The 18,269-nt window shown below is 64.3% G+C and carries 9 protein-coding genes; 2 read left to right on the forward strand and 7 right to left on the reverse strand.

Annotation, left to right across the window (positions count from 1 at the left end; translation table 11 throughout):
- Position 1 precedes the first annotated feature (1 nt).
- The gene (hrpA, locus tag MKZ40_RS15290) at positions 2 to 4,168 is read right to left on the reverse strand and encodes an ATP-dependent RNA helicase HrpA (RefSeq protein ID WP_175090479.1); all 4,167 of its coding nucleotides are present in this window, start codon (positions 4,166 to 4,168) and stop codon (positions 2 to 4) included.
- Positions 4,169 to 4,388: 220 nt separating this feature from the next.
- A complete protein-coding gene (locus tag MKZ40_RS15295) occupies positions 4,389 to 6,077 on the reverse strand; it encodes an AMP-binding protein (protein WP_175090508.1) in 1,689 nt (562 codons plus the stop codon).
- Between the two features lie 603 nt (positions 6,078 to 6,680).
- Between MKZ40_RS15295 and cysK the strand changes: the two genes are divergently transcribed.
- Positions 6,681 to 7,646 carry a cysteine synthase A gene (gene cysK / locus MKZ40_RS15300; protein ID WP_175090478.1) on the forward strand — a complete coding sequence of 322 codons (966 nt, stop codon included), beginning with the start codon at positions 6,681 to 6,683 and terminating at the stop codon, positions 7,644 to 7,646.
- A 121-nt stretch (positions 7,647 to 7,767) separates the two neighbouring features.
- Here the strand turns inward: cysK and MKZ40_RS15305 are convergent, their stop codons facing one another.
- Genes MKZ40_RS15305 through MKZ40_RS15315 form a run of 3 tightly spaced genes read right to left on the reverse strand, consistent with a single transcriptional unit; the run spans position 7,768 to position 11,386 of the window.
- Positions 7,768 to 8,661: a class II glutamine amidotransferase gene (locus tag MKZ40_RS15305; protein WP_175090477.1), complete on the reverse strand. Its 894-nt coding sequence runs from the start codon at positions 8,659 to 8,661 to the stop codon at positions 7,768 to 7,770.
- The gene (locus MKZ40_RS15310) at positions 8,654 to 10,801 is read right to left on the reverse strand and encodes a vWA domain-containing protein (RefSeq protein ID WP_175090476.1); all 2,148 of its coding nucleotides are present in this window, start codon (positions 10,799 to 10,801) and stop codon (positions 8,654 to 8,656) included. The genes MKZ40_RS15305 and MKZ40_RS15310 overlap by 8 nt, the downstream gene beginning before the upstream one ends.
- 60 nt (positions 10,802 to 10,861) lie before the next feature.
- Positions 10,862 to 11,386, reverse strand: a complete 525-nt coding sequence (locus tag MKZ40_RS15315) for a hypothetical protein (protein ID WP_175090475.1) — start codon at positions 11,384 to 11,386, stop codon at positions 10,862 to 10,864.
- A 267-nt stretch (positions 11,387 to 11,653) separates the two neighbouring features.
- On the opposite strand from MKZ40_RS15315, the gene MKZ40_RS15320 reads away from it, so the two are divergent.
- Positions 11,654 to 13,774: a prolyl oligopeptidase family serine peptidase gene (locus MKZ40_RS15320; protein ID WP_254627191.1), complete on the forward strand. Its 2,121-nt coding sequence runs from the start codon at positions 11,654 to 11,656 to the stop codon at positions 13,772 to 13,774.
- A 159-nt stretch (positions 13,775 to 13,933) separates the two neighbouring features.
- On the opposite strand, the gene MKZ40_RS15325 is transcribed toward MKZ40_RS15320, so the two are convergent.
- Complete coding sequence (locus MKZ40_RS15325; protein WP_175090473.1) at positions 13,934 to 15,460, reverse strand: catalase; 1,527 nt, start codon at positions 15,458 to 15,460, stop codon at positions 13,934 to 13,936.
- A 451-nt stretch (positions 15,461 to 15,911) separates the two neighbouring features.
- Complete coding sequence (katE, locus tag MKZ40_RS15330; RefSeq protein WP_175090472.1) at positions 15,912 to 18,158, reverse strand: catalase HPII; 2,247 nt, start codon at positions 18,156 to 18,158, stop codon at positions 15,912 to 15,914.
- Between the last annotated feature and the right edge of the window lie 111 nt (positions 18,159 to 18,269).

Genomic DNA, 18,269 nt, shown 5'->3' on the forward strand with positions numbered 1-18,269 from the left:
ATCAGCGGCGCGCCATCAGCTCCTGCCAGCGCTTCTCGAGGCGCTTGGCAGAGACGGTCTCCAGGGTGCCGAGCTGCTGGGCAAACAGCGAGACGCGCAGTTCCTGCAGCCACCAGCCGAACTCTTCCAGCTCCGCATCCGGCAGTCCCTGCTCACGCGCCTTGCTCAGGCGGGCATCAAGGCGGGATTCGAAGCCCTTGACCTCTTCCATGTCACGCTGGTCACGCATGCGCTCACGCGGCGCCTTGTCGAGACGGATCAACATCGCCTCCACATAACGCGGCAGCTGATGCAGCCATTCACCGGAGGCCTGGATGAAGCCCGGCGTGATCAGGCGCGCCTGCTGGGCCTTGAGATCAGCCACCACCAGCGCCATCGAGAAGTCGATCTTGCCCTTGAGACGCTTGGAAAGCTCCAGATGCTGCTTGAGCGCGGCTTCCAATGGCTTGAGCAGCGCCTCGGCGTGCGGCACCAGCTCGGCCCGCTTGTCATCGAGACGCGCCTGCAGCTCGCTGCGCGAACGCGGCAGCGGCTCGACGGCCATCACCTGCTCGAAGACGCTGTAGATGAAGTCATCCGCCAGCTGGCGACGCGTGCCGACCTTGGCGAACAGCAGCGCACAGCGCTCCAGCGCCTTGAGGTCACGGTCCAGATAGCGCACCTGGTCCGGCAGGCGTGCCATCGCCAGACGCGTGATGCCATCACGGTGCGCGGCGGCGGCCTTGGCCGGATGATCGAACAGCTCCACGCTCAGATTCTGCTCGACCTGAGCCGTCGCGCTGGCAGGCGCATGGCTGGATGGCGCGCTGTTCTTGCCGGTCTTGCGCGCCAGCTTGCGCTGCTTGGCACTCATGCCCCCGTCGGCAGGCGCCGCCGCCTTCACCACCAGCGCCGGATAAGCCTCGACGCGAATGCCCGCCTGGGTGGTGCTGTGCGAGGTGGCGATCGGCGTCTCCGGCAGATCCTCCAGCACTTCGCTGTCGGCTGCACGGCTGCGGTTGGCCATCGCCCGCGCCGCGGCCGCGGCCGAGTCCTTGAAGCGAGCTTCCAGCGCTTCGAGATCTCGCCCTTCACCCAGCACCTTGCCGTCCTGATCGACGATGCGCAGGTTCATCTTCAGGTGCGGTTCCAGCGTTTCGGGCGCCCAGGCATCCTGCGGCAGACGCAGACCAGTCTTGACGCGCATGAACTCGGCTAGCGCATCGGTCAGAGGCACGTCGTCCGGGGTCAGCGCCTCAAGTGCGGCATCGACCCAGTTGGGAATCGGCACCACCTGCTTGCGGTACTGCTTGGGCAGCGACTTCATCAGCGCGATGGCCTTGTCACGCAGAAGCCCCGGCACCAGCCATTCGATGCGATAGCGCGGCAGCTGCGAGAGCATCGCCGCCGGCACGATCATCGTCACGCCGTCATCCACCGCGCCGGGCGCGAAGTGATAGCTCAGCGGGTAGGCGACGCTGTTGTGGTGCAGCTGTTCGGGGTAGCGCGCGACGGTGACTTCCTCGGCGTCGCGCGCCATCAGGTCGTCGAGATTCAGATGCAGGACATCGGGATTGTCGCGCTCGGCCTCCTTGCGCCACTTGTCGAAGCTGCGCCCGTTGTAGATGCCTTCCGGAATCCGCTCGGCATAGAAGGCGAACAGCGTCTCTTCGTCGACGAGGATGTCCCGCTTGCGCGCGCGGTCCTCAAGCTCGCCAACCTCATCCATCAGGCTGCGATTGTGGGCGAAGAACGGCGCACGGGTCTGGAATTCGCCCTCGACCAGCGCACGGCGAATGAACAGCTCGCGGGACTCCTGTGGCGCCAGCGGGCCGTAATGCACCTTGCGCGCGGTGACGATGGGCAGCCCGAACAGGGTCACCTGCTCACTGGCGACCACCTGGGCGCGCTTCATCTCCCAGTGCGGCTCGCTGTAGCTGCGCTTGACCAGATGCTCGGCCAGCGGCTCGACCCACTCGGGCTTGATCGCCGCGACCTGACGCGCGTAGAGCTTGGTGGTCTCGACCATCTCGGCCGCCATCACCCACTTGGGCGACTTCTTGGCCACACCGGAGCCCGGGTGAACGAAGAAGCGTCGATTGCGCGCGCCGAGATACTCGCGATTTTCCTGCTTGAGGCCGAGATTGGAGAGCAGCCCGGTCAACAGCGCGCGATGCAGTGATTCGTGATCAATGGCCACCGACGGGCGGCGGCCCTGTCCCGGTGAGGCCAGCACCCGCGCGGTGACCTCGGCCTGCGCCTCGGCGTCGCGCTCATGCTGGGCGCTGGTCATCTCCAGCCCCAGGTCACGCGTCAGCTGCTTGAGCTGGCGGAAGGTGTCATGCCACTCGCGCAGGCGCAGATAGTTGAGGAAGCGCGCCTTGCACCAGCGGCGCAGCGGGTTGGCACCCAGCGCATCCCGCGCCAGTTCGAAGCCTTCCCACAGATTCAGCCAGCTGACGAAGTCGGAGTTGTCGTCATCCCACTCATGGTGGATCTGATCGGCCTGCTGGCGCTTGTCGGCGGGACGCTCGCGCGGGTCCTGGATCGACAGCGCGCTGACGATGATCAGCACTTCTCGCAGGCAGCCGCGCGAGGCGCCCTCAAGCACCATGCGCGCCAGACGCGGGTCGATGGGCAGACGCGCCAGGGTGCGGCCATCACGGCTCAGACGGTTGTGTTCATCCACCGCGCCCAGTTCGCGCAGCAGGCGGAAGCCATCGGTGACGAAGCGCGAATCCGGCGCATCGACGAAGGGGAACTTCTCGATGTCACCCAGCTTGAGCGACAGCATCGACAGGATCACCGAGGCCAGGTTGGTGCGCTGGATTTCCGGCTCGGTGTATTCCGGACGCGCGAGGAAGTCCTCCTCGCTGTAGAGGCGGATGCACAGGCCTTCGGCGATACGCCCGCAGCGGCCCTTGCGCTGGTTGGCGCTGGCCTGGCTGATCGGCTCCACAGGCAGACGCTGGATCTTGGAGCGATAGCTGTAGCGGCTGATGCGCACCAGGCCCGGATCGATCACGTAGCGGATGCCCGGCACGGTCAGCGAAGTCTCGGCGACATTGGTGGCCAGCACGATGCGGCGACCACGATGCGGCTGGAAGACGCGGTTCTGCTCTTCGTTGGAGAGTCGCGCGTACAGCGGCAGCACCTCGGTATCACGCAGCTGGGCGCGACGCAGGGTGTCAGCGGTGGCACGGATCTCGCGCTCGCCGGGCAGGAAGATCAGCACGTCACGCGGGCCCCGCATCCAGCCCTTCTCGCGCTCGATCACCGACAGCTCTTCCACCGCGCGCAGGATACCTTCCTGCAGGCTGAGGTCTTCCTCATCCTCGGCATCGCGCACCAGCGGCAGGTACCGGGTCTCGACCGGGAAGTTGCGCCCACTGACCGAGACGATGGGCGCCGGCGTGCCATCCTGGGCCGCGAAGTGCTGACTGAAGCGCTCCACGTCGATGGTCGCCGAGGTGATGATGATCTTGAGGTCCGGACGGCGCGCGGTGAGACGCTTGAGGTAACCGAGCAGGAAGTCGATGTTCAGACTGCGCTCGTGGGCCTCATCGATGATGATCGCCTCGTAGCGGCTCAGGTCCGGATCATGCTGGGTTTCCGCCAGGAGGATGCCGTCGGTCATCAGCTTGATCAGCGTCGACGGGCCGGTGGTGTCGTTGAAGCGCACCTGATAGCCGACCGTCTCGCCGAGTGTCGTCTCGAGCTCCTCGGCCAGACGCGCCGCCACCGAGCGTGCTGCCAGACGACGTGGCTGGGTGTGGCCGATCAGGCCGTTGCGCCCCAGCCCCATCTCCAGACACAGCTTGGGCAGCTGGGTGGTCTTGCCCGAGCCGGTCTCACCGGCGACCACCACGATCTGATGCTCGGCAAGCGCGGCGAGGATATCTTCGCGACGCTCCACCACCGGCAGCTCCGGCGGATAGTTGAGCGCGGCGGGTGTCTGCCAGCGTGCCAGTGCCGTCTCGCGCGCGGCGCGCTGGGCGATGCTCGCCTCCAGGCGGCTCTCGATGTCGTTGATGGCACAATCGACCGGCTTGCCATCCTTGAGACGCCGCCGCAGGCCAGCCAGGCGCTTGCCCAGCTCGCGCTGATCACGGCTCAGGGCGCGTTCAAGGCGAGCCGCGAGGGCTTCAAGACGCGCATGTTCGGACGGTGCGGTAGCGGTGTCGCTCAAGGACTGCCTCTTCTCAACCAGCGACCACACGCCACGCGCGCAGCCGGAAACTCTCGGGAATTCAGCCTCACGCTCGCCTGCACGAGACAGCAAGCCATGACGCCTGAATGACAAAACGGCCCGTCAACAAGTGACGGGCCGTCCATTGTAGCCCTGCGCGTAGCCGCGCCCAACCTTGGCGGCGCTTGTCCCCTGCCACGCCGCCGATTCAGCGCTGCCCTCAGTGCTCGCGTAGCGGTGTATTGCCACCGCTCTCTTCGCTGTCGCGCAGCTCACGGCGCAGCACCTTGCCGACGTTGGTCTTGGGCAGTTCATCGCGGAATTCGACGAAGCGCGGCACCTTGTAACCGGTCAGCTGCTCCTTGCACCAGCTGCGCAGGGTGTCGCGATCGAGATCCGGGTTGCTTGCGACCACGAACAGCTTGATCGCCTCGCCGCTCTGCTCGTCCGGCACGCCCACTGCCGCCGCCTCGACGATATCCGGATGGCCGCTGACCACATCCTCGATCTCGTTGGGGAACACATTGAAGCCGGAGACGATGATCATGTCCTTCTTGCGATCGACGATGCGCACGAAGTCATCTTGCTGGATGACCGCGATATCGCCGGTGCGGATGAAGCCCTCGTCATCCATCGCCTCACGCGTGGCGTCGTCACGCTGCCAGTAGCCCTTCATCACCTGGGGGCCGCGCACGCACAGCTCGCCCGGCGCATCGCGCCCCAGCGTCACGCCATCGGCGTCCACCACCTTGAGCTCGGTGCCCGGCACCGGCTTGCCGATGGTACCCAGCTGCAGCTCACGCGGCGGATTGAAGCTGACGATGGGCGAGGTCTCGGTCATGCCGTAGCCCTCGGCGATCGGGCAGCCGGTGACGGCTTCCCAGCGCTCGGCCGCGCTGCGCGTCAGCGCCATCCCGCCGGAGATGGTCAGCTTGAGACTCGAGAAGTCCAGCGTCTTGAAGTCATCACGCTGGCACAGCGCCGAGAACAGCGTGTTGAGGCCGACGAAGGCGGTGAACGGTGTCTTGGCCAGCGTCTTGATGAAGCCATCGATATCGCGCGGGTTGGTGATAAGCACGCTGTGGTTGCCGCTCTCCATGCTGTAGAGACAATTCACCGTGAAGGTATAGATGTGATAGACCGGCAGCGGTGCGATCAGCACCTCCTGGCCTTCATTGAGCACATCACTGATCACGCCACGTGCCTGCAGCATGTTGGCGACCAGATTGCGGTGGGTCAGCATGGTGCCCTTGGCGACGCCGGTGGTACCGCCGGTGTACTGCAGAGCGGCGATGTCCTCGGGCTGGCGCGTGACACGCGTGTGCGAGAGGCCCGCCCCGCGCTTGAGCACGTCACGCAGGCCGTGTGCGTCGGGCAGGTGGTACTTCGGCACCATCTTCTTGACGTAGCGCACCGCCAGATTGATCAGCGGACGCTTGGGGAAGTCATGCAGATCACCGATCTCGGTGATGATGACCTCCTCGATGGACGTGCGCTTGAGCACCTTCTCGAGCTTGTCCGCCATGTTGGCCAGAATCACGATGGCGCGGGCGCCGGAGTCATGGAACTGGTGCTGCATCTCGCGCTCGGTGTAGAGCGGGTTGGTGTTGACCACCACCAGGCCGGCGCGCAACGCGCCGAATACCGCCACCGGGAACTGCAGCAGGTTCGGCAGCTGGATGGCGATGCGGTCACCGGGCTCAAGGCCGGTCTCGTGTTCCAGCCAGGCGGCGAAATTGCGCGACAGGCGGTCCACATCGGCGTAGCTGAGCGTCTTGCCCATGCAGCTGAAGGCCGGACGGTTGGCATAGTTGGCGCAGCTGGCCTCGAAGACCTCGAGAATCGAGGGGTAATCCTCGAGACCGGACAACGGCTCACCACTGAGGATCAGGTTGGCGTTCCCGGTCACGGGGCCAGCGGGATCAGACGCCTTGTCGGCTTCCGGGTCTGCCGAGGCGTTGGCAGGATTGGCATCATGCATGGCTTGGGCTCCATGACTGCATTCGTCTGCTGGATCGTGGCCGGGCGCGAAGTCTTTCACTGGCAGCCACAGGCGAGAATTCAGCACTTGTTGTTATCAGGGCGTCACGCCCACATGTGAACAATGACATGAATGACGGCGTGATGGGGAAAAGGACGGCACGACAATACGCGCGCAGGTGTCGACAACGCACCGGCAACACCTTGGCAACATCTCGGCAAAAACCTCCAGGGCCGCCGCGCTTCACCTTAACCAGTCAGGCCAATGATGTAAAACGACCGATTGAAACCATCGTTCACATCCGAAAAAAACTCGGAAAATCAGACCACTACTCTTGTACGACCTTGGTCAGATGCTGAGCGCGACTGCCAACCTTGCCATGTCGTTATGCGCTTCAGGCCTTTGAGTCGCGCTCGGCTAGCCCTTAACCTTATGCTCATACAGTCGCGACGGCCGCTGCTGAGCATCATCACTTCACTCAAGCAGCGGGCCTGCTCGCTGTCTAGCCGCCAGATACCCAGAGGACCTCGCATGGCCAGGATCTATCAGGACAACTCGCAAGCCATCGGCAATACGCCGCTGGTCAAGATCAACCGCCTCAGCAGCCATCCACGCCTGTACGCCAAGGTGGAAGCCCGCAACCCGGCGTTCTCGGTCAAGTGCCGTATCGGTGCCAGCATGGTGTGGGACGCCGAGGAACGCGGCGCGCTCAAGCCGGGCATGGAAATCATCGAGCCGACCTCCGGCAACACCGGTATCGCGCTGGCCTTCGTCGGCGCGGCCCGTGGCTACCCCGTCACCCTGACCATGCCCTCCTCCATGAGCATGGAGCGCCGCAAGGTGCTGAAGTCCCTCGGCGCCAATCTGGTGCTGACCGACCCGGCCAAGGGCATGCAGGGTGCCATCGACAAGGCCTGCGAGCTGCAGAAGGCCGAGCCGGAACGCTACTTCCTGCCGCAGCAGTTCTCCAACCCGGCCAACCCGCGCATCCACGAAGAGACCACCGGCCCGGAGCTGTGGGACGCGCTGGATGGCGAAATGGATGTGCTGGTCGCGGGCGTCGGTACCGGCGGCACCATCAGCGGCATCGCCCGCTACTTCAAGACGGTGCGCGGCCAGTCACTCGAAGCCGTGGCGGTGGAACCGGCGGAGTCCGCCATCATCACCCAGCGCATGCAGGGCGAGTCGATCACGCCGGCCCCGCACAAGATCCAGGGCATCGGTGCCAACTTCATTCCCGACAACCTGGACCTGGCGCTGATCGACCGCGTCGAGCCCGTCGCCAGTGAAGACGCCATGGCCATGGCGCGTCGCATCATGCAGGAAGAAGGCATCATGTGCGGCATCTCCTGCGGCGCGGCGATGACCGCGGCGCTGCGTCTGGCAGAAGACCCGGCCTACGCCGACAAGTCCATCGTCGTCATCCTGCCGGACAGCGGCGAGCGCTACCTGTCCTCACCGATGTTCGCCGGCATGTTCGACGACGTCGAAGGCTGAGCCTCACGTATTGACCAGGCAAAAGCCGCAAACACGAAGGGCCGCAATCGCGGCCCTTCGTGTATCTGGCGTTCAAGCTCTTTCTCGGTCGCTCAGTGTCAGCAACTCAGATCACCAAACGTCAGCAGCTCAAGTCAGACGCCAGCCAGTCGGGCTTGCGACGCGCGGTCGCGGTGCGATCGACTGCCCCGCTCTCGGCCTGCTCCTGCCCTGGCTCTTCCTGGCTCAGCGGCAACTCACCGCCAAGACTGGCGACCAGCTCGCCTTCGCGGAACACCACCAGTTGCCCCGGCAGCAGGCGCTGCCATTGCTCGTTGTCGGTCAGCGGATCGGTGGCGATCACCGAGACAACATCGGCATCGGTGGTGTGCTGCTGGAAGTCGACGCTCATCTCGAAGTCGGTGAGACTCGCCTGCCCGAAGGGCGCTCGGCGCGTGATGTGCGCCAGCCTGGTGGAGCAGTAGGCGTAGAGATGCACGCCGTCGGAGAGCAGCAGATTGAAGACGCCAAGCCCGCGCAGACGCTCGCACTGGGCGTGCAGATGCCGCCACAGGTCTTCGCACCGCGCCGGCGGATTCGGGAAGGCGCGCCGGATCTCGCCGAGCAGGAAGCAGGCAGCGTGCTCGCTGTCCGTGCTGCCCACCGGGCGATAGTACGGCAGGGGCAGCGCCTGCCAGTCCGCCAGCTGACCATTGTGGGCATAGCACCACTGTCGGCCCCACAGCTCGCGCGTGAACGGGTGGGTATTGGCCAGCGTCACCTGGCCGACATTGGCCTGGCGGATATGGCTGATGACCATCTGCGACTTGATCGGATAGTCGAGAATCATGCGCGCGATGGGCGAATCCACCGACGGATGCGGGTCACGGAATTCGCGATAACCGCCCTCTTCGTAGAAGGCGATTCCCCAACCATCGCGGTGCGGACCAGTACCACCACCTCGCTGCAGAAAACCGGCGAAGCTGAAGCAGATATCGGTCGGCACATTGGCACTCATGCCGAGCAGTTCACACATGGGGTTCCTCCCGCTGAGTCGGCTTGCGCGTCATGCGACGCACCAACATGATCACCACCAGCAGGCCGATCACACCGGCAACGGCGTAAGCGATCATGCGGCTTTGCGGTGATTCTGCCTCACGCTGGGCAAAGTCCGAAGCTCCTTCGAACCACTGACTGATCAACGCAGGCACCTTGTCGATGGGCAGGCGGCCCTTCATCAGCAGATCATTGAGGTCTTCCTGCTCCTCTACCGCCTGGTCCAGGCCCTGAATCTCACCGAAGGACTCACCCTCGATGGGCGAGCGGTCCAGATTGGCGGCACGCCGCGCCGCATTCTCGTTGAGGGTATAGGGCGCCAGATCGATCACTCGCGAACTCCCGCCCAGCACGATGCGCGCACTGATCTGCACATCGGCACTGACGTCACGTTCCAGTGGCGGCAGTTCGATACGCCAGCGACTCTCGCCCGCTTCCGCCACACTCAACAGCTCACCCTGCAGCGTCGCGTCCAGCTGGGTATTGGCGGTGTTGAGCAGCGGATGACGCGCGCTGACCTCCAGCGCGCTCGGCGGCGTCGAGTTCTGCGCATTGCCACCGATCGGCTCGACCAGCAGCGGGTCTACCACGCTGGTGCGCTGGCTCAACTGACGCGCAAAGGGCGCGCCATCGCGCTGACCCTCGATGGTCAGCGTCAGGCGAGCACCACCCGGTTGCTGCGGCGGCGGCATGTTGACGCTGAACTGCGCGCCGTCACGCTCAAGACCGCGCTGCTGGGCGGTGGTCACGACTGCCGTTTCTGCTGACATGCCACCCTCGTCTTCCGGCACCAGACGCGCATTGCCGTCCAGCGTCGCCAGGAAGTCCTGCTCGTCGACATCACGTGCGCCGTCGACCAGCGAGGCTGAAAGGGAATAACCAAAGCCGCGGTACAGTGTGGCCGGCAGCGGGCGCGATACCAGAGCCAGGTCTGATACCACGGTGATGCGGCTATCGACACCCACCTGCCCTTCGATACGCCACTGCCCGGCCTCGGGGTCGGTCACGGTGATCAGGTCATAGCGCGGCTGGTGTTCCCAGCGCACGCCCTCGGGCAGCGACGCCTTGTCGGCCAGCGAATAGCGCTGACCATCCGGCGCGATCAACACCGGCGCGCTGTCATCGGGGCCATGGAAAACCAGCGCCGTGAACTCCTCGACGCTGCCATCGATGGTGAAGCGCTTGTCCTCGAGCGGCACCAGCTCGCCGGGCACGATACGGTCTAGCGCCCCGAGGAAGGCACGCAGCAGGTCTTCCGGGGTCTCGGCAACCGTCGCCAACCCGCCGGTGCCATCGGCGACCTGCTGCAGCAGATCGATATCGGCATTGCGCGACAGCGCGACGGTGTGCACCGTGATGTTGTGCGCCGCCAGCTGTGGCGTCAGCTCATCGGTGATGCGCTGACGCGAGGCGCTGTCCGAGGCGGCCTTCTCTCTGCTCGGCTCACGCAGGTCGACCATGCCATCGGAGAGCAGAATGACCTGACGCGGCCCCTGGCCATCGATGCTCGCATCGGCGCCCTCGGCGGCGGCTCGCAGCCCCGCCTCGAGGTCAGTGTACTGCTCGTAATCGTCCAGCCGCCCTTCCAGCCCGCGGGCCGCCTGTTTCCAGCCCGCATCGACCGCGCCCAGCGCCAGCAGTGGCTGTACCTGCTCACCGAAGCCCCACAGTCCTGCACGCGAGCGCTCCGGCAGCAAGGTGACCAGCAGGTCCAGCGCACTGGCGCGCAGATTGGTCGGGTCGTTGTGCTTCATGCTGCCGGAGACATCGATCGCCATGCGCAGGTCAGGCGCAATGTCGCGCGCCGAGCCATTGCCTGCGTTCGCGTCACTCGCGACATCCCGGGCCACGAACGGCATCTGCTCAGCCTGTTCGCTGGCCGACTCATCTACCAGCCCACTTACCGACTCACTCATCGCCTCGCTGGCCGAGGCGTTTTCCGCCGGCGATGCCTGCTCGGCGAAGGCCGAGGGCGACGCGAGGCTGATGCCCGCCAGCATCAGGGCAGCCAGCCAGCGCGCCCCCGCAACCTTTGCGACAGGGCCGAATGAAGAGCCGGATACATGCCCTGGTGAACGGACTGGCTCAAGAAACGAAGTGACAGCTACATCACGGGGCATGACAGATCCTTAGTCCACGCTCGGACAATGCACGGCTGGCGCTGATCGAACGACGCTCGATCAGAGCGACGGTTCCTGACGGTCGCGGCCTGCGCGGGTACGCGCCGCCGCACGGGCCGGGGTGCCACGTTTCTCGCTACGCAAGCTGGCGCCAGCGGCGTTACCCTCGCGCACTTCCTCATCCTCCTGCCCGTGGGCATGAGGCTGGTGGCGCTGCTGGGCGGCACGGCGACGTTGTTCACGCCCGCGTCCCAGCCACCAGATCACCAGCCCCAGCACCACACCGGCCCCGATACCCAGTACCAGCATGCCGAAAGCCGAGGCCATGCCACCACCATCCTTCTGTATCACGCTGACGGCAAAGGCCACGATGGCTGGCGCAAGGCCGGTGTAGGCATCTTCCGCGACGCTGGCCGTGACGTGAAAACTGGTCGGCACGGCGATCATGCCGGCGATGCCGCCGACCAGGATCCAGCGCAGAAAACGCGGCAGCATTCGCACCGCCATATAGCCGGTAAACAGCACTACCGCCGCCAGGCCAAAATAGATCAGCCACATCTGCGGCAGCGAATCGGAAATCATCATGCCCTTCACTCCTGTCATAACATCCTGTCGAGACTGACATTCTGAGGGGTGCCTGTCCTGTGCAGAAGCACCCGACACCTCAGTTCAGCCATCGAGTCATCCCATCATCGGGGCCACACGTTGCGTGGCATCAGAGGCTGCGCATTCATCTCTCACGGCGGCGATGCCTCCCATGAGGCAAGGGCTTGCGCACGCTGTGGGACAGGCTCAATGTTACACTCCATGCCCGCCCGACACACTCGAGCACCCCACTTTCACGAGGTAGCCATGCCCGATAGCCCCGTCCAGCGCCATTATCGTGCCGATGACCCCGAATGGCACTGGCTTGAAGAACGCGACACGCCAGAGGTCACCACCTTTCTCACGGCGGTCAACGCCGAGAGTGATCGCTGGTTCGCCTCGCTCGCGCCGCTGAGCGACGCCCTCTATCACGGCCATCTTGCGCGCCGCGAACTGGCCGTCTCAAGCCTGGCCGAGGCACTGGATCACTACGTCTATTGGAGCGAGACCGCCGCCGACGCCGACTATCCGGTCTGGTGGCGCCATGCGATCGGCGCCGACCCCGCCGATACCCGCCAGCACGAATGCCTGCTGGACCTGCAGAGCCTGTCGCGCCATCACGACTTCGTCGAACTGGGCGAGATGGCCATCTCCCCGGATGAACAGCAACTGGCATGGACTCTGGACACCAGCGGCGATGAGGTGTTCAGCCTGCGTCTTGCAACACTGAACGCGACGAATGGCGACTCACGCAACGCCGGCCACGATGACGAGTGTCTGCTGGAGGATATCGGGCCGGATCTGGTGTGGGCCGAGGACGGCCAGCACCTGCTGTTCACGCGCTATGACAGCACCCAGCGCCCCTTCGAGATCTGGTGCCTGAATGTGGCGAGCCGCGCAGAGACGCTGCTCTATCGTGAGGAAGACAGCGAATTCTGGGTCGGCATGGGCAAGACCCGCTCACGCGCCTGGCTGATTCTGGAGACCGCCTCCAAGGACACCAGCGAGACATGGTTGCTCAAGGCCGACACCCCGCTGGGCGAGATGCGTCTGGTGCGCGCCCGCGAGACCGGTGTCGAGTATGGCGTCGATCACCGTCCCGGCCACTTCTATGTGCTGCACAACAGGCAAGCACCGCACTTCCAGCTCGATATCGCCTCCGAGCATGCGCCCGACGACTGGCAGCCACTGATCGCCACCCGCGATGAAGTGACGCTGGAAGGCGTCGAGGCCTTCAGCTGGGGGCTGATGGTCGATGAACGCGATCACCGTCAGGCCCAGGCCTGGCTACGCGTGATCGAATTCGAAGACACGGCGCCTGCGCACACGATATGCCGCGACGAACGCCTGGCGATGCCGGAGCAACCGCTGAGCCAGGGGCTGGGCGACTGCCCGCATTTCGACGCTCGCCGCCTGCGTATCCGTGAGGAAAGCTTCACCACGCCGCCGAGCTGGATCGAGCTGGACCTCGACACAGGCGAGCGTCGCCTGCTCAAGCGCCAGACCGTGCATGGTGACCTCACGCCCGAGCAGCTGATCAGCCGCCGCCTGTGGGCGACCTCCGACGATGGCGAGCAGGTGCCGGTCTCGGTGGTCATGCGGCGCGATCTGTGTGATGACGCAGGCCGCCCCCACGCCCCGCCGCCGGTATTGCTCTACGGCTATGGCGCCTACGGCGAGACGCTGGACCCCTGGTTCTCGATCGCCCGCCTGGAACTGCTGACGCGTGGCGTTGCCTTCGCGGTCGCCCACGTGCGTGGCGGCGGGGACCGTGGCGAGCCCTGGTATCTGGCCGGCAAGCTGGAGCACAAGGAAAACAGCTTCAACGACTTCCTCGCCGCGCGTGATGCGCTGGTCGAGCACGGCGTCGGGGCCGCGGATCGCATCGCCGCCTACGGTGCCAGCGCCGGTGGTCTGCTGGTCGGCGCCAGCCTCAACAAGCGTCCCGAGGCCTTCTGCGCCGCGGTGCTCGATGTGCCCTTCGTCGATGTGCTGCGCACCATGGAAAATCCGGAACTGCCGCTGACCACCGCGGAGTACACCGAGTGGGGCAACCCGCACGAAAACGAGGCGCGGCGGCGCATCCGCGCCTATTCCCCGCTGGACAACCTGAGCGCCGCGCCCTATCCGCCGCTGTTCCTTCAGGGCAGCTGGCATGACACCCGCGTGCCCTACTGGGAGCCGGCCAAGCTCTATGCCCGGCTGCGCCAGATGGACTGCACACCGCATCCGGTCCTGTTGCGCACCGACATGAGCGCCGGACATGGCGGCGCCTCGGGTCGCTTCAAGGCGTGGCGTGACAATGCGCGTCAGGATGCCTTCCTGCTGTGGGCGCTGGGCGTGTGCGAGAAAGCCGACGCTGATGAGGCCATGCGCGACAACGACTGAGGTGTGTGCCTGCGTATCTCTTGCACGGCGCCCTGATTGTCAGATAGTCCCTGACAGCCGCATACGACAAGGCCCCCGCCGGTTACCCGGCGGGGGCCTTGATGTTTTCGTCAGCTCAAGGAAGCACTACTGACCTGACGAGGGTATGCCATGACTGACTCAGCGCGGATCGAGCTTGGCCAGCTTGGTGGCGATACGATCACCATAATCGGCATCCGCCTGACGGAAGTGCGCGATCATCTTGTCCTGGACCACGTGGCTGACGCCTACCATGGTGCCGGCGATGACGTCGGTGATGCGCGTCTTCTGGCCTTCATCGAACAGACGATAGAGGTTGCCGGCCTGGCTGTAGTTATCCTCATCGCTGTTGTCGTGATAGCCCATCCAGGCATTCTGCTCCAGCGGCATCGCCGGCTCGGCGACGGTAGCGTCCGGCACCGGGGCACCCTGATCGGCACGCTCGTTGGGATAGAAGTTGGTGCGTGAGTACTGGCCACCTTCCTTCGTTTCTCCCGGCACGCCCTGACCGACCTGGCCGCCCAGCGGGCCGCCACCGTGACCGGTGACCGGGCACATGCCCGCCATCACGCCATCACGCTGGTAGTGGTTGACCGGGCAGACCGGACGGTTGACCGGCAGCTGCTCGGCGTTGGCACCGACACGGTAGCGGTGTGCATCGGCGTAGGCCCACAGACGTGCCTGCAGCACGCGGTCCGGCGAGGCGCCGATACCCGGCACGAAGTTGGACGGCGAGAAGACGGACTGCTCGACTTCCGCGAAGTAGTTCTCCGGATTGCGGTTGAGCTCCATCTTGCCGACTTCCATCAGCGGGAAGTCACCGTGCGGCCACACCTTGGTGAGGTCGAACGGGTTGATGTGGTAGTCACGCGCCTGCTGCTCAGTCATCACCTGCAGGTTGACGGTCCAGCTCGGACGTTCGCCACGCTCGAGACGAGTGAACAGGTCGTGCTGGTGGAAGTCCGGGGCGACCTGCGCCGCCTGGTCATCGGTCAGTGTCTCGTGGCCCTGATCGGTCTTGAAGTGCCACTTGACCCAGACACGCTCGCCCTTGTCGTTCCACAGGCTCAGGGTGTGCGAGCTGTAGCCGTTCATGGTGGTCAGCGACTTCGGGATACCGCGGTCGGACATCAGGATGGTGACCTGATGCAGTGCCTGCGGATGGTTGGCCCAGAATTCCCAACGGTTCTGCCAATCGACCATGTTGGTACGCGGGTCTTTCTTCTGGGTGTGGATGAAGTCAGGGAACTTGGACGGCTCGCGGATGAAGAACACCGGCGTGTTGTTGCCGACCATGTCCCAGTTGCCATCCTCGGTGTAGAACTTCAGCGAGAAGCCGCGCACGTCGCGAGTGTTGTCGCCGCTGTCCTGGCCACCGGCCACGGTGGAGAAACGCGCCAGCAACGGGGTCTGCTTGCCGACACCCTGCAGGAAACGGGCGATGGTCAGATCAGACAGGTCACGGGTCAGGGTGAAGGTGCCGTAAGCGGCGACGCCACGGGCGTGGACGACACGCTCCGGAATGCGCTCACGGTTGAAGTGCGCCAGCTTCTCGAACAGACGCCAGTTGTCGAAGGTCAGTGAACCATTCGGGCCCGCTGTCTGGCTGATGTCATCGTGAGGCACCGGGGCGCCGTTACCTGTGGTATAGCGTGGAGTCTGGGACATGTAGACGTTCTCCTGTCAGGTAGAAAAAAGCGCTATCAAACTCGACTGGCAAGGCCAGATACTGCTGATGTCACATTTTCATGCGCTGCTTGATGTGAAGGCCTGCAGCCCATTGTCGAATCGGGTCGGGGCCGATGCCTGCCCGGCATGTGCTGGCTAGTGGCCCCTTGATGCCTGCTTACCTTACGCATCTGGTGCTTCTAGTGATAATCAATTACCAGCATGCCTTCGATAATCAGCCCCTATCACTGAGCCTATCAGCCACTCTCAGCGACGAGAACCACAGGATGGCCCTCGATCCGGTGGTATCACCAACCCTGTTTACACCTTTCTTCGTCCCCCCATTTTCACGTCCACAAATGACCGCCTCATGACCAAGAAAAAGCCCCCCGACCTTCGCAGGTCAGGGGGCTTCGTGAGTCGCATCATACCTTTTTAGGGTGCTAATGCCTCATGCCGGCATCTGATTGGCACGCGCATCACGCGACCACACACGGTGAGCCATCAGGGCATCACGCAGCGGCAGGCTGGCGGCGAGTACATCATCCACCAGGATGACGCCCTCCTCGACCGGCACACGCGCGGCGGCCAGCAGCTCCTTGCCTTCGCAGATCGCCACGATGGGCTTCAGGTGCTTGTAGGCTTCCTGAACATAATAGAGTCCAAGGCCCGAGCCGCTCAGTGCCTCGACGCTGTCCACGCCGCCAGCGACGACAACGGCATCCACCGTCACGGACGGCAGGCCATTGAGCATCGCATCCGGCGACAGCATGGTGCCATCTCCGGCCTTGATCGGCGCCATGCTCGGGGCGATCAACAGCCCTTCGGCACCCTCGGCGGCCAGCTGATCCTTGATCGAGCGAACATCTTCCATGGCGACGCCATCGGCAGCCAGGATCGCGACCTTGCGGGTGGCGATGGAATCCGGCAGACGCGCCATCAGGCTCAGCGCCGGATCGCTTTCGACCTGGCTGGTGCCCAGCTCACCGTCCGGCGCGGGCTTGCTGGTCGGTGTCTCGATGCCGTGATTCTCACCGACGCGACGTGCCAGCTCCAGATCGATATTGGGCAGGATCTCGGTGATCACCCGCTCACGGATCCACGGACGCTCGACCTTGGAGAGCTCGAAGGTGTAGGCCGCGATGATGTGTTCCTTCTCCACGTCAGTCTGGCTGTTCCAGAACAGGGTGGCCTGGGAATAGTGATCCCCGAAGGAGGCGCTGCGCGCACGTACCTTGTGCGCCTCGACGCGCTCATGATACGGCTCGAAACCACCATGGGCGTCCTGGGACGGCGGTGTCTCGGCCGGCCAGCCGCCATCGATGGAGTTCGGCTCGTAGGACGCCTGTCCTGTATTGATGGTCTGACGATGCTGGGCATCGCGCTGGTTGTTGTGGAACGGGCACACCGGCTGGTTGATGGGAATCTCGTGGAAGTTCGGCCCACCAAGACGCAGCATCTGGGTGTCCAGATAGGAGAACAGGCGCCCCTGCAGCAGCGGGTCATTGGAGAAGTCGATCCCCGGCACGATGTTGGCCGGATTGAAGGCGACCTGCTCGGTCTCGGCGAAGTAGTTGTCCGGATTGCGGTCCAGCACCATCTTGCCGATCGGCACCACCGGTACCAGCGATTCGGGGATCAGCTTGGTCGGATCGAGAATATCGAAGTCGAAGCTATGCTCGTCCTTCTCCTCGACCACCTGGATGCCCAGCTCCCACTCCAGAGGTGCACCGTTCTTGATGTCATCCCACATCATGCGACGGTTGAAGTCCGGGTCACGCCCCCACAGCTTCTGGGCTTCATCCCAGATCAGCGAGCAGGTACCGGCCACCGGCTTCCAGTGGAACTTGACGAAGCGCGACACACCTTCACGGTCGATCAGACGGAAGGTATGGACACCGAAGCCTTCCATGTTGCGGTAATGGCGCGGGAAGGCGCGGTCCGACATGGTCCACAGCACCATGTGCGTGCTTTCGGGCATCAACGACACGAAGTCCCAGAAGGTGTCGTGGGCTGACTGGCCCTGGGGAATCTCGTTGTGCGGCTCCGGCTTCACGGCGTGCACGAAGTCGGGGAACTTCATCGCGTCCTGGATGAAGAAGACCGGCATGTCGTTGCCGACCAGGTCCCAGTTGCCGTCATCGGTGTAGAACTTGGTCGCGAAGCCGCGCACGTCACGTACCGTGTCGTTGGAACCACGCGAGCCCTGCACGGTCGAGAAGCGCACGAACACCGGCGTCTTCTTGGACGGGTCACTGAACACGCCGGCCTTGGAATACCTGGCGGCATTGTCGTAAGCCTGAAAATACCCGTGCGCGGCCGCGCCACGCGCGTGAACGATACGCTCAGGAATACGTTCATTGTCGAAGTGGTTCATCTTCTCGCGGAAGATGAAGTCTTCCATCAGGGTCGGACCGCGCTCCCCCGCCTTCAGCGAATTGTGATTGTCCGCGATGCGCAACCCCTGGTTGGTGCGCAGGTCATGCCCTTCGGCGTCGGCGCGATAGGTCTCCAGCGCCTCGTCCTTGGCATGGCCGTCACCGGCATTGGGCCTGATGTCGTGCGGCCCGTTGCGGTTGGGGTGGGTATAGGGGTTCTCTCCCTCTGCCGAGCGATTCTGGCCCTCGTGATAGGGGCACTTCGCACTGTCGGCATTCGACTGGGAAGAAGGTGCTGAATCGTGCTCATTGCTCGCCATGCTCAAACGCTCCTGTTTTCGCTAGATCCGCAACGCGCCACCAATGTGGCGCTGAAGGATGATTCGGCCTTGCCGCCTCTTGCCGGCGTAATTCTTGTCCAGGTGCATCCT

The organism is Cobetia sp. BMC6 (assembly GCF_029991385.1).
GTDB lineage: Bacteria > Pseudomonadota > Gammaproteobacteria > Pseudomonadales > Halomonadaceae > Cobetia.

What these genes read in the sequence shown, in the direction of transcription:
- cysK (WP_175090478.1), top strand. Translation starts at nt 6,681, where the DNA reads ATGGCCAGGATCTATCAGGACAACTCGCAAGCCATCGGCAATACGCCG.
- MKZ40_RS15305 (WP_175090477.1), bottom strand. Translation starts at nt 8,661, where the DNA reads ATGTGTGAACTGCTCGGCATGAGTGCCAATGTGCCGACCGATATCTGC.
- MKZ40_RS15310 (WP_175090476.1), bottom strand. Translation starts at nt 10,801, where the DNA reads ATGCCCCGTGATGTAGCTGTCACTTCGTTTCTTGAGCCAGTCCGTTCA.
- MKZ40_RS15315 (WP_175090475.1), bottom strand. Translation starts at nt 11,386, where the DNA reads ATGATGATTTCCGATTCGCTGCCGCAGATGTGGCTGATCTATTTTGGC.
- MKZ40_RS15320 (WP_254627191.1), top strand. Translation starts at nt 11,654, where the DNA reads ATGCCCGATAGCCCCGTCCAGCGCCATTATCGTGCCGATGACCCCGAA.
- MKZ40_RS15325 (WP_175090473.1), bottom strand. Translation starts at nt 15,460, where the DNA reads ATGTCCCAGACTCCACGCTATACCACAGGTAACGGCGCCCCGGTGCCT.
- katE (WP_175090472.1), bottom strand. Translation starts at nt 18,158, where the DNA reads ATGGCGAGCAATGAGCACGATTCAGCACCTTCTTCCCAGTCGAATGCC.